The sequence below is a fragment of the Blastomonas sp. RAC04 genome, from assembly GCF_001713435.1.
Taxonomy (GTDB): domain Bacteria; phylum Pseudomonadota; class Alphaproteobacteria; order Sphingomonadales; family Sphingomonadaceae; genus Blastomonas; species Blastomonas fulva.
In genome coordinates this window covers 3,360,850-3,384,330 of the sequence record NZ_CP016460.1, presented here as the reverse complement: position 1 = coordinate 3,384,330, position 23,481 = coordinate 3,360,850, and the positions used below count along the sequence as shown (strand labels likewise).

The window sequence follows — 23,481 nt, the reverse complement described above, 5'->3', positions numbered from 1 at the left end:
TAGGTCTATCCTATCGGCTTGATCGTCATGCCCTGGCGATAGTTCAAAACCACCTGGATGCGCGTTACGCCGGGACCGACCCGGATAGCGGTCTTGCTTGCGGAGGGCTTGAGGCTGAGCAACGAGAGCGAAGGGTTGTTCGAAAACCCGCCGCCATCGTTCCAGCCCGATTTGCCGCTGCCATCGACATCGTGGCGCACGGCGATGCCATAAGCGCCGGTATCGGGCACCGGCACGCAGAAGTTCATCTTGCCGCCACGGGGCGAGACCGGCGCATCGATCCGGTTGATCCACGCGCCCTTTTCGAGCCAGGCGCCCTTGGTCGCGGGATAAGCCTGGACGCGCACGCGGCCCGTCGCGGCCTTGAACCCGCTCACCTCGACATGCACCGCAGGACCGGACGCACCGGCGCCGCATTTGCGCATGTCGTTGGAGATTTCCTGCCGCTGCGCGCTGGCCACGGGCACGGACACTGCAAAGGCAAGGGTGCCTGCAGCCGCGATGGCCAGTGATTTTGCCGCAATTTTGAACATGACGTAATCAATCCCAGAAGCTATAGCCGGACCGCTCCGGATGGCGCGGTTTGGCTGATGAGCCCCCTTTACCCGTCTGCTTATGGGAAGCGTTTGCGGCCAAATCATGGTGACAGGGCGACAATAAGTTGAAATTGATAACCGCCACAGACGCTTATATCGCCCGTCTCGTCTTCTTCCCGCTCGTCGGCACGCTGGTCATCGCGGCCATGCTGCTGGTGCTGGACAAGATGCTGCGCCTGTTCGATTTCGTCGCGGCCGAAGGCGGCCCGGTAAGCGTGGTGTGGCGGATGCTTGCCAACCTGATCCCCGAATATCTCTCGCTCGGCATTCCCATCGGCCTGCTGCTGGGCATTCTGCTTGCCTTCCGCAAGCTGGCGATGTCGTCGGAGCTCGACGTGTTCCGCGCGGTGGGCCTCAGCTACACCCGGCTGCTGCGCGTGCCTTATATGTTTGCGGTCGCGCTGATGCTCGTCAACCTGGCGCTGGTCGGCTATATCCAGCCCAAGGCGCGCTATGCGTATGAAGAATTGGGCTTCGAACTCCGCTCGGGCGCGCTGGGCGCATCGATCAAGGTCGGCGAGTTCACCCAGCTGGGCGACCGGATGACGATGCGGATCGAGCAGAGCCGCGATGGCGGACGCGAACTGTTCGGCATCTTCGTGCGCGCCGAAGCCAAATCGGGCACCTCGCTTTCGGTCAGTGCCGAGCAGGGCAAGTTCCTCGCCACCGACGACCCCAATGTCATCATCCTGCGGCTGACCCGCGGCACCCTGATCCACAATGCGCCGGGCTATGAAACCCCGCGGGTGCTGACCTTCTCCAACCACGACCTGCCGATCGATCTGCCCAAGATCGAATCCTTCCGCAGGCGCGGTGGCGGCAAGGACCGCGAATACACCATCCCCGAGCTGGTCCGGATCGGCGCCGATGCGCGCATTCCCGAGCAGCAGCGCAACCAGACCCGCGCCAATTTCCACTTCCGCATGGTCGAGGTGGTGATGATGATGCTGATGCCGCTATTGGCGCTGGCGCTCGCGATCCCACCCAAAAGATCGACCTCGGCGCTGGGCGTCTTCCTGTCGATCGTGATGATCGTGACCTATCACAAGATCAACGAATATGGCGAAGATGTGGGCGCGCTGGGGCTGGTCGATCCGATCATCGCCCTGTGGCTACCCTTCTCGCTGTTTGCCGCGCTGATCGGCTGGATGTACTATCAGGTTGCCTTCGTGCCCGGCGGTCAGCCGATCGGTACGCTGGAGAAGCTGTTTGCCAAATCGGGCACGGCGATCCGCGGGCTGTTCAGCTTCGGCCGCAAGCGGTCCTTCCAGGAATAGGACCATGCAGATGGAGTTCTTCCCCTCGCGCACCGTCGCCATCTACATGGCGCGCAAGTTCCTCACCAGCATCCTGGCGGTGGCAGCATTGCTGTTCCTGGTGCTGCAGTCGCTCGACCTGCTGGGCGAAAGCGGCAAGATCCTTGCCTATCCCGGTAACGGCCAGGCGCAGCTTCTGACCTATATCAGTCTGCGCGCGCCGCAGATCATCGATCTGGTGCTGCCGTTCTCGGTGCTGCTGGCGACGATCATCACGCTGGCAACGCTCAACCAGAACAGCGAAGTGGTGGCGATGAAAGCTTCGGGGCTCTCGGCACACCAGGTGCTGGCGCCGCTGTTGATCGCGGCGCTGGGCGTGTCGGCGATCACCTTCGTGTTTTCCGAACGCATATTGAGCCGCGCGACCGCAACGCTGAGCGCCTGGGAGCAGGCCGAGTTCGGCCCGATCCCGCGCGATTCCAACGTGAAGGCCAATGTCTGGGTGCGCGATGGCGACAGCATCATCCAGGCCGATACGGTCGAGGGCACCGGCCCCGCCACCCGGCTGACCGGCATTTCGGTCTATGTCCGCGACAAGGAAGGCGGGCTTGCACGCATCGTCACCGCGACCGAGGGGGTTTACACCGGCAGCGGCTGGAAGCTGACCGCGGCCAGCCAGTTCGATGTCACCACCGGCCAGAAGCAGGCGCTGGGCAACATCACCACCGCAGGCGGGGTGCGCCCCGACCAGTTCACGCTGAGCAAGGTCAACCCCGAAGGCATGTCGTTCCTGCAATTGTGGTCTGCGATTGCCGAGCTCAAGGAGGCAGGTCGCCCGACCGCCTCGCTCGAATCCAACCTGTGGCACAAGCTCTCGGGCCCGCTGTCGGCGCTGCTGATGCCGCTGCTCGGCGCGGTCGCCGCCTTCGGCCTTGCCCGCTCGGGGCAATTGTTCATCCGCGCGGTGATCGGCATGGCGCTGGGCTTTGCCTATTTCGTCGCGGACAATTTCGCGCTGGCGATGGGCAATCTGGGTGCCTATCCGCCGATTCTTGCCGCATGGTCGCCTTTCCTGCTGTTCCTGATGGTGGGCGAAACCGTGCTGATCCGCACCGAGGAATAGGCCGCAACCGTGGCGGACACGCCCGCCGATCCTGACGCTCCCCCCGGCGGCCCTGCCGTCAGCGCCGCCCCTGCCGTCAGCCGCGCCCCTGCCGTCAGCCGCACCGACGTGGCCAGTGGGGCGGCATTGTCAGGCCTGGCGCGAATGGGCGCGGTCATCGAGATCATCACCCAGCCCGCTTTCGTGTGGATGTTCGGGCTTGCAACCTATGGCACCTATATCGTGCTGTGGGCGGCGGTGAACCTGCTGGCGACACTGACGACGCTCTCGCTGGCGCAGGGGCTGCAGCGATCGGTTCCCGCCGCGCCCAGCCGCGAGGCGGAGCATGGCGCAGTGCGCTATGCGCTGCTGGTGACGGTGATCCCGTCCGCGCTGCTCGCGCTCGCGATTTCGCTGGCAGCGCCGTGGATCGCACCCGCCTTTGCCGTCGGCCCGGAGATGCGCGCGGCGCTTCCGCAAATGATCGCGTTGTTCATCTGGACGCTGCCTTTGACCGTCGCGCTGGAGATCGCCACCGCCGCTGCGCGCGCCAAGCGCGCCTTCGGTCCCGAGATCCGGCTGCGAATCTTCTGGGAGCAGATCGCGCGGCTGATCGTCGCGGTAGCGCTCTATGCGCTGGGGGTACGGTTGTTCGGGCTGTTCATCGCGCATATCGCCTCGCTCGCGATCACCGCCTGGCTGTCGGTGCGGCTGCTGGGCCGCTATTATGATCTCGCCCTACTGTGGCTCGCACCGATGCCGCCGGCGCTGCGCCGCGACACGCTCAAGAGCGGGCTCGCGACGATGCCCCCCAACCTTGCCCGGCGCGCGTTCAACGATCTGCCGCCGGTGCTGCTGGGGCTGGCGATGAGCGGAGCGGGGGGTGCGGTCGCCGCCGGGCTGTTCGGCATCGCGCGCAAGATCGCCTCGGTGCCACTGATCGTGCGCCAGACGTTCCTTTATGTCCTCGCGCCCTTGAGCGCTGCGCAGAGCGCCGCCGACCCCGCCGAGATCGCGCCCCTGTACCGCTTTGCCAACCGGCTGGCGGCGATCGTCGTGCTGCCGCTGACTGGCGTGATGATCGCGGGCGGCGATGCGCTGCTGCTGCTGTTCTCGCCGCAGGCCGCAGCCGCGCTTCCGGTGCTCATCGTGCTGCTGGTCGGGCGCGCTGGCGAAACGATCCTGGGGGCTGCCACACCGATCGTCGAGATGACCGGCCACCGCATGCTGCCGCTGGCCAATTCGCTTGCCGGGATCGCCATCGCCGCCTTGGTCGGCTGGCTGACGGTCCCCGCACTGGGCGCGACCGGCATGGCGCTGGCGGTGAGCGCAGGCGTGGTCGTGTCGAGCTGGTCGGCAGTGGTGGAATTGTGGTGGAGCAACGGGCTCGGCCCGTTCGACAGCCATTTCGTGCGCGCGCTGGCCTGCGGCGTGGCCGGTCTGGCGGCGCTGTGGCTGATCGGCGTCGCGTTCGGCGGCCTGCACATGGCGCTGCGGGCCGCCTTGCAGTTTGCGCTGTTCTTTCCCTTGGTCTGGCTGGGGCTGAAGCTGGGGCTGGATGCCGAGGACAAGGCGGCCCTGGGCAAGGCCGGGCGGACGTTGCGGATTTGACCCGCCAGCACTGATTGCTCCTGCAACCAAAGCCCGCTAGACCCGTGGTCACAAGACCGCGCGCCGAAGCGCGGCACTTTGAGGAGCCTTATACCGGTGATCGCCAACACGTCCCTCGACCAGTTTGCGCAGTTCGACAATCTGGTCGCCATGTTCTTTGCCCGCGCCGACGAGCTGGGCGCCAGGCCCTTCTTGTGGGCCAAGCGCGGCGGGGCCTGGGTCTCGATCAGCTGGAGCGAAGCGGCGGGCCAAGTGGCAGAGCTTGCGCATGCGCTGAAAGACATGGGGCTGGCGCGCGGCGACAGGGTGATGCTGGTCAGCGAAAACCGGCCCGAATGGTGCATCGCCGATCTTGCGATCATGGCGGCAGGCTGCATCACGGTGCCGACCTACACCACCAACACCGAGCGGGACCACCAGCACATTCTCGACAATTCGGGCGCGCGCGCGGTGATCGTCTCCAACGCTAAGCTGGCGCGCACGTTGCTGCCCGCAGTGCTGCGCGCGGGCAATGCCTGGCACGTGATCGGCATGGAGCCGATGAAGGTCGGCCAGGCCAGCCGTTTCCGCACGCACAATTGGGCCGATCTGGTGACCGGCGATTCCGCCCGCCAGGCCGATCTGATGGCGCAGGTGCGCGCCGACGCCGCGCAGCTCACCCGCAACGACACCGCCTGCATCATCTACACCAGCGGCACCGGCGGCGCGCCGCGAGGGGTGATGCAGCACCATGGCGCGATCCTGCACAATGTCGCAGGACCCACCCGCGTGATCGCCGAGGATTTCCGCTGGGAGGACGAAGTGTTCCTCTCCTTCCTGCCGCTCAGCCATGCCTATGAACACAGCGCCGGCCAGTTCTTCCCGATCGGGCTGGGCGCGCAGATCTATTATTCCGAAGGGCTGGAAAAGCTCGCCAGCAACATCGAGGAGGTTCGCCCGACGCTGATGGTGGTGGTGCCGCGGCTGTTCGAGGTGCTGCGCGCACGCATCCTCAAGCAGATCCAGAAGCAGGGCAAGGTCGCCAACTTCCTCTTCGAACGCGCGATGACCTTGGGCGAAAAGCAGCTGGCGGGCCGGGCGGGGCTGGTCGACAAGCCGATGGACTTCATTCTGTCGAAAAGCCTGCGCCCGAAGATCCAGGCGCGTTTCGGCGGCAGGGTCAAGGCGATGGTCTCGGGCGGCGCGCCGCTCAATCCTGAGATCGGCGTGTTCTTCCACGCGCTCGGCATCACGCTGCTGCAGGGCTACGGCCAGACCGAGGCGGCGCCGATCATCGCGTGCAACCGCCCGTCGGTGGGGATCAAGATGGATACGGTGGGCCCGCCGCTCGCCGACACCGAGGTGGCAATTGCCGAGGACGGCGAAATCCTGGTGCGCGGCGAACTGGTGATGCACGGCTATTGGCAGAACCCCGAAGAGACCGCGCGCGTGCTCAAGGACGGCTGGCTGCACACCGGCGACATCGGCCATATCGACGATGCGGGCCGAATCGCGATCACCGACCGCAAGAAGGACCTGATCGTCAACGACAAGGGCGACAACGTCTCACCGCAGAAGGTCGAGGGCATGCTGACGCTGCAGCCCGAAATTCACCAGGCGATGGTGATGGGCGACCGCCGCCCCTATCTGGTCGGGCTGGTGGTTCCGGACCCCGAATGGGCGATGGAGTGGGCCACGGCGCAGGGGGTGAAGGTGGATTTTGCCGCGCTGCAGGCCAATCCCGCGTTCAAGTCCGCGGTCCGCGCCGCGCTCGACCGGGTCAATGCCGATCTGTCGGTGATCGAGAAGGTCCGCCAGTTCGCCTTTGCCGATGAGCCCTTCACCATCGAGAATGGCGAGATGACGCCCTCGATGAAGATCCGCCGCCATGTTATCCGCGGGCGCTATCAGGACCGGCTTGATGGGCTGTACAAGGCGTGATGCGATCACCGCGTGAAAGCCCGATTGCGCGAGCGCAGCATCTTTGATAATCGCACCAGCCATGATCACGCCTCCTGAAACCGTCCGCACCAATACCCCCCGCGTCGCCTGCGATGGCGCGAGCGACGTTCGCGGCGGCGCAGCGCTGGGGCACCCGCGCGTCTGGCTGCAGATCGACGAGAAGGGCTATGTCGAATGCGGCTATTGCGACCGCCGTTTCGTGCTGATCGGCGGTCCGGCGGACGTGCAGGAAGCCGCCTGAGCCACGCGCCCACGCGAATTTCCTTGCTATCGGGCAGGGTTATCGCCATATGGCCAACCAAGCAGCGCGCCTAGGCACGGGAATCCTTCCCAAAGCCCCTTACGAACCGGCAGCGTGAACGTCGATCTGCAGTGATCCCTCCGGGATCAGACACAGGTCCGAATGGCCGGGTCATGAAACCCCGCTGCTTGATCCAACGAACATCCCAATTCACGCGGGGCGTTTTCCTGAAGTTCCTGGAACCCCCAGGCGCTTCTGAACCCCGCAATGCGCGCGCCGCCCATTTGGGAGCGGCCAGCGCCTTGCTCTGTATAGAGTACACTTATGTCTTATTTCCATGAACTTGGCCTTGCCGATCCGATCCTGCGCGCGCTCGATTCCAAGGGTTACGATACCCCGACGCCGATCCAGAAGGACGCCATTCCTGCTCTGCTGCAGGGCCGCGACCTGCTCGGTATCGCGCAGACCGGCACCGGCAAGACCGCAGCCTTCTCGCTGCCCTCGCTGCATCACCTCGCCAAGGAATCCAAGGGCCGCACGCACAAGGGCGTGCGCATGCTGGTCCTCTCGCCGACCCGCGAACTGGCCGCGCAGATCGCCGAGAACATCCGCGAATATGCGCGCTTCCTGAACCTTTCGGTCAACTGCATCTTCGGCGGCGTGCCGATCTTCCAGCAGAAGAAGAAGCTGGCTCCCGGCACCGACGTTCTCGTCGCAACGCCGGGCCGCCTGCTCGACCTGATCGAGCAGCGCGCGGTGACGCTCGAGAATGTCGAGATCTTCGTGCTCGACGAAGCCGACCAGATGATGGACCTAGGCTTCATCGTTCCGCTGAAGCGCATCGCATCGATGCTGCCCAAGAACCGCCAGAGCCTGTTTTTCTCCGCGACCATGCCCAAGGCGATTGCCGAGCTGGGTGCGCGGTTCCTGAACAACCCGGTCCGCGTCGAAGTCGCCCCGCAGGCGACGACGGCCGAGCGCGTCGAGCAGTATGTCACCTTCGTCAGCCAGAGCGAGAAGCAGGCGCTTCTCACGCTCAAGCTGCAGGAAATCCGCCCCGAACGCACGCTCGTCTTCACCCGCACCAAGCATGGCGCGGACAAGGTGGTGCGCGCGCTGGCAGGAGCGGGCATCCGTTCCGCCGCGATCCATGGCAACAAGAGCCAGGGCCAGCGGACTGCGGCATTGAAGGCGTTCAAGGACAACGAAATCAAGGTCCTGATCGCGACCGATATCGCGGCACGCGGCATCGACATCACCGGTGTCAGCCATGTGTTCAACTATGATCTGCCCAACGTGGCCGAGCAGTACGTCCACCGTATCGGTCGTACCGCGCGCAACGGCGCCGACGGCATCGCGATTGCTTTCGTCAGCGGTGACGAGCGCGGCCTGCTCAAGGACATCGAACGCCTCACCAAGGTGAAGCCGGTTCCGATGCCGCTGCCCAAGGGCTTCAGCGAAGCCGCAGCGCAGCTTCCGCCTCCGGTCAAGGCGCCCGTCAATTCGGGCGGCGGCGGTCGCGGTGGCGAACGTGGCAGCGGCGATCGCTCTGGCCCCGGTGGCCGCAACTACGGCCCCAAGCGTGACGGCGCACGTCGTCGCTCGGGCGGCGGTGGTCGTCCCGGTGGCGGTGGTGGCCGCTCGGGTGGCGGTGGCGGCGGCGGTGCCCGCGTCGGCGGCGTCGGCGCGCACAAGGACAGCGTCAAGCGGATCGGCTGATCGAATCTAGAGCCCTTCAAATCCTCCCCCAGCTTGCTGGGGGAGGGGGACCGCCAGCGGAGCTGGTGGTGGAGGGGCAGCGGGATCGTACATTTCGGGCGGGGAGCGCAAACTCGCTTCCCCTCCCACCATTCGCTTCGCGAACGGTCCCCCTCCCCGAGACAAGCTCGGGGAGGATTTTTTACGCCTTGCCCACCCGGAACAGCATGGCATCGCCGTTCATGCAGTAGCGCAGCCCCGTGGGCTTGGGGCCGTCCTCGAAGACATGCCCCAGATGCCCGCCGCAGCGGCGGCAGTGGACCTCGGTGCGCGGATAGCCCAGCAGGCGGTCGGTGCTGGTCCCCACGGCCTTGGGCAAGGGCGCATAGAAGCTGGGCCAGCCGGTGCCGCTGTCGAACTTGGTTCTGGATGAAAACAACGGCAGCTGGCATCCGGCGCAGATGAAGGTGCCGGCGCGCTTTTCCTTGTCGAGCGGGCTCGAGAACGGCCGCTCGGTGCCTTCGGTGCGCAGGACGTAATACTGGTCCGCGGTCAGCTGGCGCTTCCATTCGGCGTCAGTCCTGGTGATCTCGAACTTGCCCTTGGGCTTCGCGCTGGCGCCGCCGAGCGTGAACGATCCCAGCCCGAACAGGCCTATCCCTGCCGCGCCGAGCAACCCGCGTTCAAAGAAGGTGCGTCTGTCCATATCCTGTCATCCCGTGTCCGTGCCCGGTCTGTTCGACCGGAGCACGACCACAGTTACGCCGGATCAGCCGATTCGGCTTCAATATTTGCTCAGTTGCACCTGCATCGAGCGATAGCCGTGGACGAAGCAGGCGCGCACCCGCTCGGGTTCGGCGAGCACATTCACCCGCATCCGGCGCTTGGCCATTTCCTCGAGCAGGATCGCAATCTGCAGCTCTGCCAGCCGCGCACCGACGCAGCGGTGGATGCCATAGCCGAACGCCAGATGCCGCCGCGCGTTCTCGCGATCGACGATGATGCTGTCAGCGTCCTCGAACACGGTCTCGTCGCGGTTGCCCGAGATGTACCACAAGGCAAGCTTGTCGCCTTTCTTGATGGTCTTGCCGAACAGGTCGTAATCGGCGAGCGCGGTGCGGCGCATATGCGCGAGCGGGGTCTGCCAGCGGATGATTTCCTGCACCGCATTGGGAATCAGGCTCGGGTTCTGCTCGAGCTTCTCGCGCTGTTCGGGGAACTGGTGCAGGCAATAAGCGAGGCCCGACATCGAGTTGCGGGTGGTGTCGTTGCCGCCGACGATCAGCAGGATGAGGTTGCCCATGAACTCGAGCTCGTCCATCTCCGCCATCGCGTCCGAATGAATCATCATCGAGATCAGATCGGGGGTCGGCTCGGCGTTGATCTTGGCGTCCCACAGATTCTTGAAATAGGCGCCCATCTCGTAGAGGTGCTTCAGGCGCTCGGCGCGCAGCTCTTCGGAGTGCACCAGCTCGATGTCACCTGCCCAGTCGGACCATTCGGTGAGCTTGCGGCGGTCGGCCCAGGGGAAATCGAACAGGATCGCGAGCATCTGCGTGGTGAGCTCGATCGACACGGTGTCGACCCAGTCGAACGGTTTGTCCCAGGGCAGGGTATCGAGCAGCTCGGCGGTGCGCATGCGGATATCGTCGGACATCCGCTTCATTTCCGACGGCGTGAACGCGGGCGCGACGGTGCGGCGCTGGCCGGTGTGTTTGGGCCGGTCCATCGCGATGAACATCGGCATGATCAGCTCGGTGCCGTCATCGATCCGGTCGGCGAGCGTGATGCCGCCGAACTCATAGGATGACGAGAAGATCTCGGGCAGCGCCTCGACGTGCTGGATCGCCTTGTGGCTGGTGACGTTCCAGAAATCGCCGAACGATCCGCCCTGGGTCCAGTGGATCGGATCGTGCGCGCGCAGCTGTGCAAACGGTTCCTGCCAGCGGTCTTCGACATACCATGAGGCATCGCTCATGTCGTAGGTCAGCTCGGCGCCGGGGTCTTTGAAAACGGTGGCCATGGCTCTCTCCTTGCGTGTCGCAATATGACCGGGATGCGATGAGCCCGGCGGCGCCGCTGTTTTGGCGGTCTGCTTGAAAGTCTCACCTTACTGACAGCTTTGTCAATACAGTTTCGATATGCAACGCAGATCGAAGGTTGCAGCGCTGCGACGACCCGCGCGGCGCGGATACAAAAAATGGCCGGGATGTTGCCACCCCGGCCTTGAGTTGTCAGTTCGCAGGAGGAACCTCTGGAGGTCTGTGGCGCGGCTAGCGGTTCGCGCCACAGACCAAACTTGTAAACTCAGTAATTGTAAGCCCGTTCGCCATGCTCGGCGATGTCGAGACCAGCCTGCTCGACCTCTTCTGTGGGGCGCAGACCGATGGTGAACTTGAGGGCGTAGAACAGGACGGCCGAGACCACGCCGGACCACAGGATGGTGATGCCCACCGCCTTGATCTGGGTGATGACCTGGGCGGCCATGTCGTATTCGCCGACCGCTGCCGGGAACACGGTGTAGTCGAAGAAGCCCTGTCCGCCGAGCGCCGGGTCGGCGACGATGCCGGTGCCGATGGCGCCGACGATGCCACCGATGCAGTGGACGCCGAACACGTCGAGCGAGTCGTCATAGCCCATCTTGTTCTTCACCGTGGTGACGAAGAAGAAGCAGACGATCGAGGCTGCAAAACCGAGCAGGATCGAGGTCATGGGAGCGGCCAGGCCCGAAGCCGGGGTGATCGCGACCAGACCGGCGACGGCCCCTGTGGCAGCACCCAGCAGCGAGGGCTTCTTGTGGACGATCTGTTCGATCACGGCCCATGCCACGGTGGCAGCGGCGGTGGCGACGAAGGTGTTGATGAAGGCAACCGCGGTCACGCCGTTGGCTTCCAGGTTGGAGCCGGCGTTGAAGCCGAACCAGCCCACCCACAGCAGCGACGCGCCAATCATGGTCATCACCAGCGAGTGCGGCGGCATGTTCTCGGTCTTGTAGCCCAGGCGCTTGCCGATCACGAGGCAGCCGACAAGGCCTGCAATGCCTGCGTTGATGTGAACCACGGTGCCGCCAGCGAAGTCGAGCGCGCCCATGCCCCACAGGAAGCCGGTATCGGTCGGTGCGTCAGCCAAGAAGTCCGGGCCAGCCCAGTACCACACCATGTGCGCGACGGGGAAATAGCACAAAGTCAGCCACAGCACGGTGAAGATGATCAGCGGGGTGAACTTGATGCGCTCTGCAAACGCGCCGACGATCAGCGCCGGTGTGATGCAGGCAAAGGTCATCTGGAAGATCACGAACGCGAGTTCGGGGATGTAGACGTTGTTCGAGAAGGTGGCGGCGAAGGTGGTGCCATCGACCCCTGCGAGGAACATCTTGTCGAAACCGCCGACGAACGGCGAGCCGCTGGTGAAGGCCATGGTATAGCCCCAGCTGACCCAGACCAATGCCGCCACCGAAACGATGGTGAGCACCTGCATTAGCACCGACAACATGTTCTTGGTGCGAACCAGGCCGCCGTAGAACAGCGCGAGGCCGGGGATCGACATCATGAGCACCAGCACCGACGAGATCAGCATCCAGGTGGTGTCGCCCTTGTCGACCATGCCCGCCATCTGCTCGACGGTCGGCGCCTTGATCGGGCCTTCCGCAACGGCTTCAGCGACGGCGGGCGCGGCTTCAGCGACCTGTTCGGCCACCTCCTGCGCCCAGGCCTGCGCCGATACGAAAAACGAAAGCGCGGTCGTCCCGACAACAGCGCCAATCTTGTGCAAAGGTTTCATCATTCCCCCTTCCCCTTACAGTGCCGTGTCGCCGGTCTCGCCGGTGCGGATGCGCGTGGCCGCCGCGAGGTCGAGAACGAAGATCTTGCCGTCACCGATGGAATCCGTGTTTGCCGCCGCCTGGATGGTTTCGACCACCTGAGGCGCGATATCGTCGCTCGCCGCGATCTCGATCTTGAGCTTGGGCACCATGTTGGTGGTGTATTCGGCGCCGCGATAGATTTCGGTCTGGCCCTTCTGGCGGCCAAAGCCCTTCACCTCGGTCACCGTCATGCCGGCAATACCGAGGCTGGTCAGCGCTTCGCGGACCTCGTCCAGCCGGAACGGCTTGATGATGGCTATGATGAATTTCATTACGCCCCCTTTTGTAATTTTGTTGCGAAGCCGAGCCTCGTCATCGCCCGAATGCTACGCAAGCGACGTGCCAAGTCCGGGAATCCGGGGAATCCTAATGAATCGCTAACTGCGCGCCGGGGGGTTCAGTTCAAAATTTGTGCAACTGCGAAAGGGTGCGCAATTTTTAGGCACAGATCATGCTGCATTTGCACAAAAAGACGGCGCCCGTTGCGGCGCCGCGGGTCAGGCCTCGCCCAGCTGCTCCAGCACCGCGCGGGCGCGCGCGGCATCTTCAGGCAGCACCATCAGCCGCGCAGGGGTCATGAACCCCAGGCCAAGTCCTGCCATGCCGCCGTCGAAGATGTGGGCCTCGATGCCCTCTGCGCCCAGCGTCAGCCGGGCCATCTCGGCCTCGATCCGGTCGGCATATTCAGCAATGGCCTTGAGGCTCACGCGGGTTCAGCCCTCGACATCGGTGAAGAACCGGGTCGTCGGGGTGGTGGGCAGGCCATCGATCGACCGGGTACGCTTGGCGGTCTTGGCCAGCCAGGCATCGGGCTTGCTCTGGCGGTGCGCTTTTTTCAGCGTCTCGCGTTCGCGATCGAACTCCATCACCGGCACGCCCCAGCCGCAGCTGGTCTGCACGCTGTCAACCGTGATGTCGAAGATCTGCCGGGTGCCCGGAAGGATGGTGAAGTGCGCAGCCAGCGCATCCCAGTCGGCATCCTGCGGCAGCACGGGGCGGCCGCGCCCGTAGATGCGCAGGATCAGCGCGGGGTTTTCGAACGCGCAGAACATGATCGTGATCCGGCCATCGGCGACCAGATGCGCGTGCGTCTCGTTGCCCGATCCCCCCAGATCGAGATAGGCGGCGCGCGTTGGGGAGAGCACGCGGAATGCATCATAGCCCTTGGGGCTGAGGTTGATCCGCGCGTTGTCCGCCGCGGTGGCCACGAAGAACACCGGCTGGCGGGTGATGAAGGCGATGTGCTTTTCGCTCAGGGCGTCGCTGAAGTCTGACATGGCGCCAGTGTGCGGGAACATGCGGCGGCGCGCAAGTGCGTCCCCTCTTCCCTGCGCCTGCAAAAGCCATTACGGCTCCTGCCCATGACATCTGCTCCAGCCGCCGCAAACTCCGGCATTCCGCGCTCGCTTTACGTGTTTTCCGTCTTCTATGGCGGCATGGTGTGCCTGGCGGGCGTGCTCGGCAACAAGCAGGTCTCGATCGGCCCGCTGGCAGTCGAGGCGGGCATTTTCGCGTTTCTGCTGCTGGTCGTGGTCTCGAGCGCGATCGCGGAACTGCACGGCCGCGACACCGCAAACAGCCTGGTCAAGTTCGGCTTCGTGCCTTTGCTGTTCGCCATGGCGCTGTCGTGGATCGTCTATGCGCTCCCCGCCTCGCCCGACATGGCGCCCGAGAATGCCGATGCCATCCAGCTGATCCTCGGCGCGACGGGACGCATCTGGGCGGCGGGCGTGTGCGCTTATGGCGTCTCGCAGTTCCTCAACGTCTATATCTTCTCGCGGCTGCAGAACATGCCGGGCCGCTGGCTGGCCGTGCGCGGGGTGATCGCGTCCGCCCTCTCGCAGATCGTCGACACGCTGATCTTCGTCACCATCGCCTTTTACGGCGTATTCCCGATCGGCCAGCTGCTGATCGGCCAGATGGCGGCCAAGGTCGCGCTGTCGATTGCGCTGGTGCCGTTCCTGATTGTGTTCTTCGTCCGTCTGGGCAAAAGGCTCGACGCATGACCGACCATCAAGATTCTGGGCACATCCACGACCCCGCGCTGCTCGCCAAAGCAGAGACCCTCACCGAGGCGCTGCCGTTCATGCAGCGTTATGCGGGCAAGAGCTTCGTCGTCAAATATGGCGGCCATGCGATGGGAGACCCCGAGCTGGCGCGCGACTTTGCCGAGGATATCGTGTTGCTGAAGGCGGTGGGAATCAACCCCGTCGTCGTGCATGGCGGCGGACCGCAGATCGGCGCGATGCTCAAGCGCGTCGGCGTGCAGTCGCAGTTCGTCGACGGGCTGCGCGTCACCGACCAGGAGACCGCCAACATCGCCGAAATGGTGCTGGGCGCGATCAACAAGGAGCTGGTCACCTGGATCGCGGCCGCGGGCGGCAAGGCGATCGGCATCAGCGGCAAGGACGCAGGCTTCGTCCGCGCGAGCAAGGTCGAACGCACCGTGCGCGACCCGGACAGCAACATCGAACGCGCGATCGACCTCGGCTTTGTCGGCGAGCCGGAAGCCATCGACTGTTCGGTGCTCAAGACGATATCGGACGCAGGAATGATCCCCGTCGTCTCACCGATCGGCGTGGGCGCCGACGGACAGACCTACAACATCAACGCCGACACCATGGCAGGCGCGGTCGCAGCGGCGTTGGGCGCATCGCGATTGTTCCTGCTCACCGATGTCGCAGGCGTGCTCGACAAGGCCAAGCAGCTGCTCTCCGACCTGACTCCTGCCGACATTGCTGCCTTGCGCGCTGACGGCACGATCAGCGGCGGCATGATCCCCAAGCTGGAAACCTGCGTCCATGCGGTCGAACAGGGCGTGGATGCCGCGGTTGTCCTCGATGGACGCGTGCCGCATGCCATGCTGCTGGAAATCTTCACCTCGCGCGGGGCAGGTACGCTGATCCGGGCCTGATGGACTCGAGCCGAAAGGCCCGAGCCGTTTTAGTCTTGTAATACACCCAAGTTCGCCCTAGATATCGGGCAACGCCATAATGAGAGACCTATGCAGATCCTGCTCGAAATCCTGGACATAGTGCTAACGGTGGTGACCTGGTTCATCATCATCCAGATCGTGCTGTCCTGGCTGGTCGCATTCAACGTTGTCAGCATGCAGAACGATCTGGTCCGCCAGATGGTCGAATCGCTCAATCGGATCACCGAACCGCTGTTCCGCCCGGTGCGCAAGATCATGCCCGATCTCGGGATGATCGATCTGGCGCCGATGGTGGTGCTGCTGGTGATCATGATCGTCCAGCGCTCGATCATCCCGCGGCTGTGGGTCCAGTTCGCCTGAGCTGCGCAAATCCGCGCTCTGCTGTGGCAATGACGCGCATTTGACGTTAGAGCGGCGGGCATGACAGCCCGTAACATCGCCAGCATCATCGACGGCAAGGCCTTCGCGGCCGGCTTGCGCGCGCGCCTCGCCGCGCTTGTCCCAGATTTCGTGCAAGCCACGGGCCGCGCGCCCGGTCTGGCCGTGGTGCTGGTGGGCGACGACCCGGCAAGCCAGGTCTATGTCCGGTCCAAGCACAAGGCGACGGTCGAGGCCGGGATGCTGAGCTTCGAGCATCGTCTGTCCGCCGACACCAGCCAGCAGGCGCTGCTCGATCTGGTCGCGACGCTCAACGCCGACGATGCGGTCGATGGCATTCTCGTCCAGCTGCCATTGCCTGCGCATGTCGACGACAGGGCGGTGCTTGCGAGCATCGATCCGGCCAAGGATGTCGACGGCTTTCATGTCGTCAACGCGGGCAAGCTCGCCGTGGGTGAAGACGCGCTGGTCCCGTGCACGCCGCTGGGATCGCTGATGCTGCTGCAGGATGTGCTCGGCGATCTTTCGGGCCTGCACGCGGTGGTGATCGGCCGATCGAACATCGTCGGCAAGCCGATGGCGCAGTTGCTGCTTCAGCAGAGCTGCACCGTCACCATCGCGCACAGCCGGACGCGGGATCTGCCCGCGATCGTGCGGCTCGCCGATATCGTCGTTGCCGCGGTGGGCCGCCCCGAGATGGTGCGCGGCGACTGGATCAAGCCGGGTGCGACGGTGATCGATGTCGGCATCAACCGCGTGCCGGGGGCCGAGCCCGGCAAGACCCGGCTGGTGGGCGATTGCGCCTATGACGAATGCGCCGCCGTCGCAGGCGCGATCACGCCGGTCCCCGGCGGGGTCGGCCCGATGACCATAGCATGCCTGCTGCGCAACACCCTCGTCGCGGCATCGCGCCGCGCGGGCCTGACAGCGCCGGAGGTTTTGTGATGAGCGCTGTTCAAACCCTTTCTCGGCAGGCGCTGCTGTCGCTGGCCGTCGCCATGGTGCTGACCCCGCTCGCCGCATCCGCCCAGCAAGGTCAACCCCGCGGCGACCGGCGCGGGCCGCCGCCACGGCCCGAGGGGCAATCCTATGCCAATTCGAGCGCGGTGCTGGTTGCCGAGATCTCTTTTGCGCGTCTGGCGCAGAACAAGGGCCAGTGGACCGCGTTTCGTGAAACCGCATCTGCCGATGCCGTGATGTTCGTCGACCAACCGGCGCTCGCGCAAAGCTGGCTCAAGGGCCGCGCCGATCCGGCGCAAGCGGTCAAATGGCAGCCGCAAAAGCTGTTCATGGCGTGCGATGGCCGCACCGGAGCTTCGACCGGGGCATCGCAATTCCCCGGCGGTGCGGTGGGTTACTACACAACCGTCTGGCAGAACCTGGAAAAGCCGCGCGCCAAGAAGGCCGACTGGAGATGGGTGCTCGACCATGGTGCCATGCTGGCTGCCCCGCGCGCGGGCGACGAGATGATCTCCTCGCGCACGGCAGTGTGCACCGGTGAACCCAGGAAGCTGCTCGAAGGCGTTCAGATGGGACCGCTGGCCAAGGGTGACGCGATCGCCGCCCCCACCGCCAGCGGCGCGCGCGCATCGGCCGACGGCACAATGGTCTGGCGCTGGGATGTGCGCGCAGATGGCAGCCGTACCGTCACCATCGACCTGTGGAACGGCACCGGTTTCGACACCGTGGTGCGCGACGAAGTTCCGGCAGGTGCGGCATGATCGAGCTTTTCGTTTCCGCCTTCATCACCCTGTTCGTTGTGATCGATCCCCCGGGTTGCGCGCCGATCTATGCCAGCATGACCACCGACGCCAATGCGCAGCAGCGCCGCAGCATGGCGATCCGCGCGGTGATCGTGGCTGGCGGCATCCTGCTGGTGTTCGCGCTGTTCGGTGAGGCTTTGCTGTCCTCGCTGCACATCGAACTCAACAGCTTCCGGATTGCAGGCGGCATCATGCTGTTCCTGATCGCGCTCGACATGGTGTTCGAAAAGCGCACCGAACGCCGCGAACAGCGCGCGCAGAAGGTGATCGAAACCCCCGAGATCGAGGATGTCTCGATCTTCCCGATGGCGATGCCGATGATTGCCGGCCCCGGCTCGATCGCTTCGGTCATGCTGCTGGTGTCGCAGAACAGCGGCCTCGACCGCGCGCTGACGATCCTCGCCGCACTGCTCGCGGTGCTGCTGCTGACCCTGATCGCGCTGCTCACCGCAGGCCCGCTGATGAAGCTGCTCGGCGCCAAGGCGGAGGCCGTGATCACCCGCCTGCTCGGCGTGCTGCTCGCGGCACTGGCCGCGCAGTTCGTGATCGATGGTTTGAGGGCAAGCTTTCAATAGGGCGATTGTCAGACCGAGTTTTTGTATCTTTGTCAGCAGGATTGAGTTTTTACTGTCTTATTGCATTACGAAAGTTGCGCACATTAGGCGCAGTCAGTTTTCTCAATCCTCTGAAACCTAACTATATCGATGATAGCTACACGGTTTTGATCGATTTGGCCGGTAGCATAGCCGTCAAATTCCACGTTCAAGCACAAGATTTCGGTCCGAGGGTTCTTGAGGAAAACGCTCCGATACGGACGTTGAGCATCTGGGGTTACCAGACGGAATGAATAAACTTCTCCATCATCCGATATGAAGGCCCCGTATTCAAATACTTTGATCGTGCCGGAGAACTGCGACGGCAACGGATGAGCTCCACCCTGCACAGCAGGTAACAGCCCGGTCCCAAGCAGCAATAGAGAAAGGCTTGCGAACAGGTTCATGGTCATCCTCATTGATCCTGAACGCGACGATAGCATGGCAAAACTGCCGAGGCACGAGCCAGCTGAATGGGAGCAGGCTTAATCGTCACACAAAAAAAGCCCGCCAGCCTCTCGGCTGACGGGCTTTTTCTTGAGGCTTGGCGCCCGGGCTGGTGCTTAGAAGCGAACCAGCGCCGAGAGCGAGTACTGCTGTGCTTGGAAGTCCTGACGGCCCACCGTGGTGTCGATCGACGCGGTGAACTCGAAGGTCGGCTGCGCGATGGTGAGGCCGACGCCTGCTTCTCCCCAGCTGTTGTCATCCGAGCGATAGGCGAACGGGAAGCGGCCGGTGGTGCTGCCTGCGAAGTTGGCACCGAAGAACGCATCGCCGTCCATCGCATCATAGACGAAATCGGCATAGATATAGGGCCGGAAGACCGCGGTCTTCTTGGCGCTGGCCGAAATGCCGGTGCGGATCTGGAGGCTGTCGAACTTGTTGCGATCGATATCCAGAGCCGGACCGCCACCGGTTTCACGCACATCGTCAAAGCCGATATACTGATACTGGGCGGCAACCCGCGGGGTGATCACCATCGCTTCGGTCACGATCGGAGCCGACATGCCGAGTTCTGCGGTGATCGCCAGGCTATCGTCGCTCGAGGCCAGGTTGAACAGGCCGGCACCCACCACGACGGTGCGGGCGGTATCGACCTTGAACGTGCCTGCGCTCACCCGGCCATCGAACACCAGACCGCTCTTGGTGGTCACGGCGCCGTAGACGCTGCCTTCGATCAGCTCGCCGGCCACGGCCTGGCCGCGGACGACGCTGCTGTCGACATCCGAATAGCCGCCCGAGATACCCAGCACCACGCCATCGCGCGGCAGATATTCAAGGCCAGCTACCACGAAGAAGCCGTCGAACTTGTCGTCGCGGTTGGGCGTCAGCGCGGTGGGCATCGGCGAAGACTTGCCGTTGAGATAGCCACCGCCGAGATAGATCGCGAAATCGCTGTTGAGCGAGGTCGAATCCATCACGGTTTCCTGGCTGTCCTGGCCAGCCGAAGCGGCTGCCAGAGCGCCGGGAAGTGCCACACCGCTGGTCGCGGTGGCGGCAAGGTTCAGCGGCTGGCCGATCATCGCGATCGTGCCACCGGCATCGCCCGAAAGCGAGGACTGCAAGCGGGTGCGGTGGAAGCGCGAGGTGCTCGACAGCACGGCTTCACCCAGGCTCAGACGAGCCGATTCGGTGAACGGCGCCAGCGCTTCGAAGGTCGACTGGATCTGCGAAGCCGACATCAGATCGGTGCGCAGATAGACGTCCGCGAAGTTGCGCTCTGCGCTGCGGTTGCTGTCGAGGATGCCCGCATAGGAGCGCTGCACCAGCGAGAACGGATCGATCACGTTGCGATACTGACCCGCGGTGATCCGCATGTCGACGGCGTTGGCGCTGGTGGTCAGCACCGGGGTCAGGATCGCGCTGATCGGCGCGGCCGAGTTGAACCCTGCACTGATGGTGCCGCCGGTGGTGACGATGCGATAGGTATCACCGTTCTTGATGGTGTACCCGGCGACCGGCGAGACGATCACGCGGCCCCCGAGGCTTGCCGATCCGGTGATCGCCAGACGATCCGACACGCCGGCACCGACATCGACCAGATACTGCGTGGCCGAGGACAGGATGGCGTTGCCGTCGATCGTCAGCGTGCCGATCGTTCCGGCGTTGCCGGTTGCGCCCGGCGAGATCGTTCCGGCGACGCTGGTGAAAAACGGTGCCCGGAGGGTTCCGGTGCCGCTCAGTCCGCCTGCCATCAGGAAGTAATCCCCGACCGAGGTCAGCCTGCCGTTGATCTGCATCGAGCCGATGGTCTGCGTCACGTCGATCAGGCTGGTAAGCGAGCCGGTCGAGGTGATGTTCAGCGCGGCCGACACGCCGTTCAGGCGGAAGCGGTCGATGGTGACCGCCGTGTCGAGCGTTGTTGTGCCGGCAGCCGCCAGGGTGACGTCGAAGTAACGCGGCAGCACACCGGTGGCGCGATTGCCGGCGCTGTTGTTGGGCACGAAATTGGTCGCGCCCGGCAGGCCGTTGGCGATGGTGGCCGGCGGCAGCGGAATGCTTGCCGAGCTGACCGGATCCGACGGGCTGATCTGCGCGCTGATCTGCGCGGACGCGGCGGCGCCTTCGATCACCGCTTCACCGATACCGCTGGTCAAGTTCGCGGTGCCGGCATTGTCGCCAATACCATCGGTGCCGATCGGCTTCTGCTCGACCGTGGTGCGACCGTTGCTGAAGTCGACGCATTCGCTCGAGCCACCCGACTGGAAGCAGGCCTGACCGAACTTGCCGCTGATATCCACCGTGGTTCCGCCAGCCGAGGTCGGCGTACCGTTGATGAGCTGGCCGTTGGGGCCGATGATGAAGTAGTTGGGGTCCTGCGACGTGATCCAGTGGGTGGGATCGGTCCAGTTGCGGTTGCCGGCTGCAGCCGTGACGTAGCGATAGGGATTGTTCTCGGCAATCCAGTCCCAATACAGATACAGCGGCTGATAGAAGGACGCGGTTCCGAAGCTGTTGGCAGGCTGGCCGTTGAAGAAGCGGGTATAGCCGCCCGACAGCACGCCGATGATGACTTCGCGCGCAAAGGTGCGATCGAGGATCAGCGGGCCACCCGAGTCGCCGCCTGCGGTGTTGCCTTCACGGGGAAGGGCATTGTCGCGGAAGGCGTTGAAGTCGAACGGGCTGGCTGCGGCCGTGCCACGCCGCGGATCATCGAAATCGATCCAGTACAGGTTCTGCGGCAGACCGGCGGGCGCCGCACCGAACAGGAAGGACGTGAAGTCATCGAGCGAGGTGAGCGCGCCCAGCCAGTTTTCCGCCGTACGGCGACGGAAATCGATCGGAAGTGTACCCGAGGTGCCGGTGCCATTGCCGCCATAGCCGGCGAGGTTGACATGGTAGCCGGTGCCGCTTGCTGCGGTGATCGCGCTCGGCTGGGGCAGCTGCGACAGCAGCAGCGACCAGGTCGGAATGCCGACCGCCGGGGTGTCGAGCGATGCGACCGCAACGTCGGCATAGCGGAAGCCGTTGCCCGGCTCGACCGAGCGGGGGTGATAGGCAACCGCATTGACGTTGTACAAGGCCTGCGCGGTGTTGGTCTGGAACCGGCCCTGACCATTGGTGCCCAGCAGCCAGCGAACCAGCTCGTCGACCTCGCCCGGCGCGTTGGCGCGGGTGTTGGTTTCGAAGCCGAAAGCGATGCCGACGCCGCCCGAATTGGCGCCATAGGCGGTGGCAGCGCGGCTGTTGACGCAGTGCGCGGCGAACAGGATGGTGCGCGGGTTAATCAGCGAGCCGGTGCAAAGGCCGACGCCGCCATTGCCGTTGTCGACAACCATCTGCGCGATGCCCGTGATGTTGACCGGATCGCGCGCCGTGATGGGGGTGTTGGGGTTGGCGATCAGAATTTGCGGATCGAGCTGGGCAGCGTCGATGTCCAGACGCACCGTCTGGAGGTCAAGGCCGCCCGTGGTGATGCTGCTGGTCAGATCGAAATGCGGGGCGAGGCCGTCCGAGACAAGCGCGTTGCGCACATCCGAAGCGGCGCTGGCGTTGGCTTCGATGGCGGCGGCAGGCGCGGCGGCCAGCGCAACTGCCAGCGCCGTCGCGGCTACGCCGCTACTGATCGCCTTTTGCAAACGTGCATTCCTGTTGGTCATTATCATCCCCTGAAAAACTTTGCGTTGTTCAGGAAATTAGCTTGCGCTGAATTAAACGCAACGCGGCGCGGCGCGGGGCATTAAGATTGTGTGACAGTGTTGCCGTCTGGACACATTTTCTTGCGCGTCGGCGCGATAAAGGCCTGCAAACGTTAACCTTCAGGCGCCCCCACCCCCATATTCAGGGGGGTGGGTGGCTCCTGAGATCCGGCACGGCGTGTTGCAGCCGTGCATCAGCGAGAGTTTACTTGCCCAGCGTCTCGGTCAGGAACCAGGCACGTTCCTGCGCCTGGTCGGTCCAATCGTCGACGATGCCATCGGTGGCATTGTCGCCGGCATCACCCGCCAGTTCCTTGACCTCGCGCAGCTTGGCGACAAACGCCAGATTGTCGTCGCGCAGTTCCTTGAGCATCGCCTCGGCCGCCACGCCCGACTTGTCGTTGTCGGCAATCGTCTGGCGCTTGGCGATGTCGCCGATCGAGGTCAGCGTGCGGTGGCCGTTCTTGCGCACCCGCTCGGCGATCGCATCGGTGATCGCGAGGATCTGGGTGGCGTGGTCATCGAGCAGCAGGTGATAATCGCGGAAATGCGGCCCTGCGACGTGCCAGTGGAAGTTCTTGGTCTTGAGATACAGCGCAAAGCTGTCCGCCAGCAGACCGTTCATGGCATCCGCCAGCGCCTTGCCTGCATTGTCGCCCTTTTTATTTCCCATGACGTGTCTCCTGTTGCTGTGAATTGGCTGATGTTAACATAGGTTGTGATGCCGCAATTGGCATGACAATTTCTTGCGTTACTGTGATCGCAAGGCTCGCAGCGCGTGCTGCGGGGACGGCTACACCAGCCCGAAGGCGCTCAGCGCCAGCAGGATGCCGAGTGCCGCGATGCACAGCCCCGCGCCGATCCGCACCGGACGCAGCGGCCAGCGGGCAAGCTCGTCCTGCCATACGATCCCCGGGATTAGCCCGATGACGGTTCCCGCCGCCCCGCCCAGCAGCGGCCACAGCGCATCATGGCTGCGCGCCGCTGTCGCTGCGACGATGAACTGCCCCTTGTCGCCGAACTGCAGGATCATCACCCCAAACAGCGTCGTGAAGAACGGTCCGATGCGCCAGCCCTGCAACAGATCGACCGGCCTGCGCCAGCCGAGCATGCCCAGCCCGGCAAACAGCAGCGACAGCGCATAGAACAGCGAAAGCGCATCGCGGCTGATCCAGTCGCCCACCACCTGGCCGCCGATCGCTGCGATCGCGGCCCCCGCGACGCTCGCCGCCGCCACTGCCGCGATCAACGGCGCGCGCCGGTCGAATCGCATCGCGAGGCCTGCGCACAGCAGCTGGCTGCGATCGCCTGTCTGGACGATGGCAGTGAGCAGCAATGTCGTGACAAAGGCTTCCATCAGCGCGGA

Annotated in this window: 23 protein-coding genes; 12 read left to right on the top strand and 11 right to left on the bottom strand. The window is 64.3% G+C overall.

From position 1 onward, the window contains the following. Nucleotides 1–5: 5 nt before the first annotated feature. A complete protein-coding gene (locus BSY18_RS16785; protein ID WP_054136480.1) occupies nucleotides 6–533 on the bottom strand; it encodes a DUF2141 domain-containing protein in 528 nt (175 codons plus the stop codon). A 134-nt stretch (nucleotides 534–667) separates the two neighbouring features. On the opposite strand from BSY18_RS16785, the gene lptF reads away from it, so the two are divergent. The 6 genes from lptF to BSY18_RS16755 all read left to right on the top strand — a co-directional run bounded on the left by lptF (nucleotide 668) and on the right by BSY18_RS16755 (nucleotide 8,466). Next, entirely contained in the window at nucleotides 668–1,873 is a 1,206-nt protein-coding gene (gene lptF, locus BSY18_RS16780) for an LPS export ABC transporter permease LptF (protein WP_054136492.1), read from the top strand. 4 nt (nucleotides 1,874–1,877) lie between these two features. Beyond that, a complete protein-coding gene (gene lptG / locus BSY18_RS16775) occupies nucleotides 1,878–2,975 on the top strand; it encodes an LPS export ABC transporter permease LptG (protein ID WP_054136481.1) in 1,098 nt (365 codons plus the stop codon). Nucleotides 2,976–2,984: 9 nt separating this feature from the next. After that, nucleotides 2,985–4,565, top strand: coding sequence for a lipopolysaccharide biosynthesis protein (locus tag BSY18_RS16770; RefSeq protein ID WP_069051249.1), 1,581 nt, complete (start codon nucleotides 2,985–2,987; stop codon nucleotides 4,563–4,565). A gap of 150 nt (nucleotides 4,566–4,715) precedes the next feature. Then, a complete protein-coding gene (locus tag BSY18_RS16765; protein WP_054136493.1) occupies nucleotides 4,716–6,485 on the top strand; it encodes an AMP-dependent synthetase/ligase in 1,770 nt (589 codons plus the stop codon). Nucleotides 6,486–6,546: 61 nt separating this feature from the next. Further along, the gene (locus BSY18_RS16760) at nucleotides 6,547–6,747 is read left to right on the top strand and encodes a zinc-finger domain-containing protein (RefSeq protein ID WP_054136483.1); all 201 of its coding nucleotides are present in this window, start codon (nucleotides 6,547–6,549) and stop codon (nucleotides 6,745–6,747) included. Between the two features lie 324 nt (nucleotides 6,748–7,071). Next, a complete protein-coding gene (locus BSY18_RS16755; protein ID WP_054136484.1) occupies nucleotides 7,072–8,466 on the top strand; it encodes a DEAD/DEAH box helicase in 1,395 nt (464 codons plus the stop codon). 181 nt (nucleotides 8,467–8,647) lie between these two features. Here the strand turns inward: BSY18_RS16755 and msrB are convergent, their stop codons facing one another. The 6 genes from msrB to BSY18_RS16725 all read right to left on the bottom strand — a co-directional run bounded on the left by msrB (nucleotide 8,648) and on the right by BSY18_RS16725 (nucleotide 13,584). Next, the gene (gene msrB, locus BSY18_RS16750; protein WP_054136001.1) at nucleotides 8,648–9,151 is read right to left on the bottom strand and encodes a peptide-methionine (R)-S-oxide reductase MsrB; all 504 of its coding nucleotides are present in this window, start codon (nucleotides 9,149–9,151) and stop codon (nucleotides 8,648–8,650) included. Between the two features lie 78 nt (nucleotides 9,152–9,229). Next, nucleotides 9,230–10,468, bottom strand: coding sequence for a cytochrome P450 (locus tag BSY18_RS16745; protein WP_069051248.1), 1,239 nt, complete (start codon nucleotides 10,466–10,468; stop codon nucleotides 9,230–9,232). A 284-nt stretch (nucleotides 10,469–10,752) separates the two neighbouring features. Continuing rightward, nucleotides 10,753–12,225, bottom strand: a complete 1,473-nt coding sequence (locus tag BSY18_RS16740; RefSeq protein WP_083231668.1) for an ammonium transporter — start codon at nucleotides 12,223–12,225, stop codon at nucleotides 10,753–10,755. A gap of 15 nt (nucleotides 12,226–12,240) precedes the next feature. Further along, a complete protein-coding gene (locus tag BSY18_RS16735) occupies nucleotides 12,241–12,579 on the bottom strand; it encodes a P-II family nitrogen regulator (RefSeq protein WP_054136003.1) in 339 nt (112 codons plus the stop codon). 225 nt (nucleotides 12,580–12,804) lie between these two features. Beyond that, nucleotides 12,805–13,014: a putative signal transducing protein gene (locus tag BSY18_RS16730; RefSeq protein ID WP_054136004.1), complete on the bottom strand. Its 210-nt coding sequence runs from the start codon at nucleotides 13,012–13,014 to the stop codon at nucleotides 12,805–12,807. A 6-nt stretch (nucleotides 13,015–13,020) separates the two neighbouring features. Further along, entirely contained in the window at nucleotides 13,021–13,584 is a 564-nt protein-coding gene (locus BSY18_RS16725) for a pyridoxamine 5'-phosphate oxidase family protein (RefSeq protein WP_054136005.1), read from the bottom strand. An 84-nt stretch (nucleotides 13,585–13,668) separates the two neighbouring features. Between BSY18_RS16725 and BSY18_RS16720 the strand changes: the two genes are divergently transcribed. The 6 genes from BSY18_RS16720 to BSY18_RS16695 all read left to right on the top strand — a co-directional run bounded on the left by BSY18_RS16720 (nucleotide 13,669) and on the right by BSY18_RS16695 (nucleotide 17,958). Further along, a complete protein-coding gene (locus BSY18_RS16720) occupies nucleotides 13,669–14,313 on the top strand; it encodes a queuosine precursor transporter (protein ID WP_054136006.1) in 645 nt (214 codons plus the stop codon). After that, nucleotides 14,310–15,221: an acetylglutamate kinase gene (gene argB, locus BSY18_RS16715; protein ID WP_054136007.1), complete on the top strand. Its 912-nt coding sequence runs from the start codon at nucleotides 14,310–14,312 to the stop codon at nucleotides 15,219–15,221. The genes BSY18_RS16720 and argB overlap by 4 nt, the downstream gene beginning before the upstream one ends. A 90-nt stretch (nucleotides 15,222–15,311) precedes the next feature. Next, nucleotides 15,312–15,602, top strand: coding sequence for a YggT family protein (locus BSY18_RS16710; protein ID WP_054136008.1), 291 nt, complete (start codon nucleotides 15,312–15,314; stop codon nucleotides 15,600–15,602). Between the two features lie 60 nt (nucleotides 15,603–15,662). Further along, nucleotides 15,663–16,565, top strand: coding sequence for a bifunctional methylenetetrahydrofolate dehydrogenase/methenyltetrahydrofolate cyclohydrolase FolD (gene folD, locus BSY18_RS16705; protein ID WP_069051247.1), 903 nt, complete (start codon nucleotides 15,663–15,665; stop codon nucleotides 16,563–16,565). Then, nucleotides 16,565–17,341, top strand: coding sequence for a hypothetical protein (locus tag BSY18_RS16700; RefSeq protein WP_069051246.1), 777 nt, complete (start codon nucleotides 16,565–16,567; stop codon nucleotides 17,339–17,341). Before folD ends, BSY18_RS16700 begins: the two co-directional genes overlap by 1 nt. Continuing rightward, entirely contained in the window at nucleotides 17,338–17,958 is a 621-nt protein-coding gene (locus BSY18_RS16695; RefSeq protein WP_054136011.1) for a MarC family protein, read from the top strand. Before BSY18_RS16700 ends, BSY18_RS16695 begins: the two co-directional genes overlap by 4 nt. An 83-nt stretch (nucleotides 17,959–18,041) precedes the next feature. On the opposite strand, the gene BSY18_RS16690 is transcribed toward BSY18_RS16695, so the two are convergent. The 4 genes from BSY18_RS16690 to BSY18_RS16675 all read right to left on the bottom strand — a co-directional run bounded on the left by BSY18_RS16690 (nucleotide 18,042) and on the right by BSY18_RS16675 (nucleotide 23,472). After that, a complete protein-coding gene (locus BSY18_RS16690; RefSeq protein ID WP_150126313.1) occupies nucleotides 18,042–18,389 on the bottom strand; it encodes a hypothetical protein in 348 nt (115 codons plus the stop codon). Between the two features lie 150 nt (nucleotides 18,390–18,539). Next, the gene (locus tag BSY18_RS16685) at nucleotides 18,540–22,076 is read right to left on the bottom strand and encodes an autotransporter domain-containing protein (RefSeq protein ID WP_069051244.1); all 3,537 of its coding nucleotides are present in this window, start codon (nucleotides 22,074–22,076) and stop codon (nucleotides 18,540–18,542) included. A 244-nt stretch (nucleotides 22,077–22,320) separates the two neighbouring features. Beyond that, complete coding sequence (locus tag BSY18_RS16680; protein ID WP_054136014.1) at nucleotides 22,321–22,788, bottom strand: Dps family protein; 468 nt, start codon at nucleotides 22,786–22,788, stop codon at nucleotides 22,321–22,323. A 120-nt stretch (nucleotides 22,789–22,908) separates the two neighbouring features. Then, entirely contained in the window at nucleotides 22,909–23,472 is a 564-nt protein-coding gene (locus BSY18_RS16675; RefSeq protein ID WP_069051243.1) for a TMEM165/GDT1 family protein, read from the bottom strand. Nucleotides 23,473–23,481 lie beyond the last annotated feature (9 nt).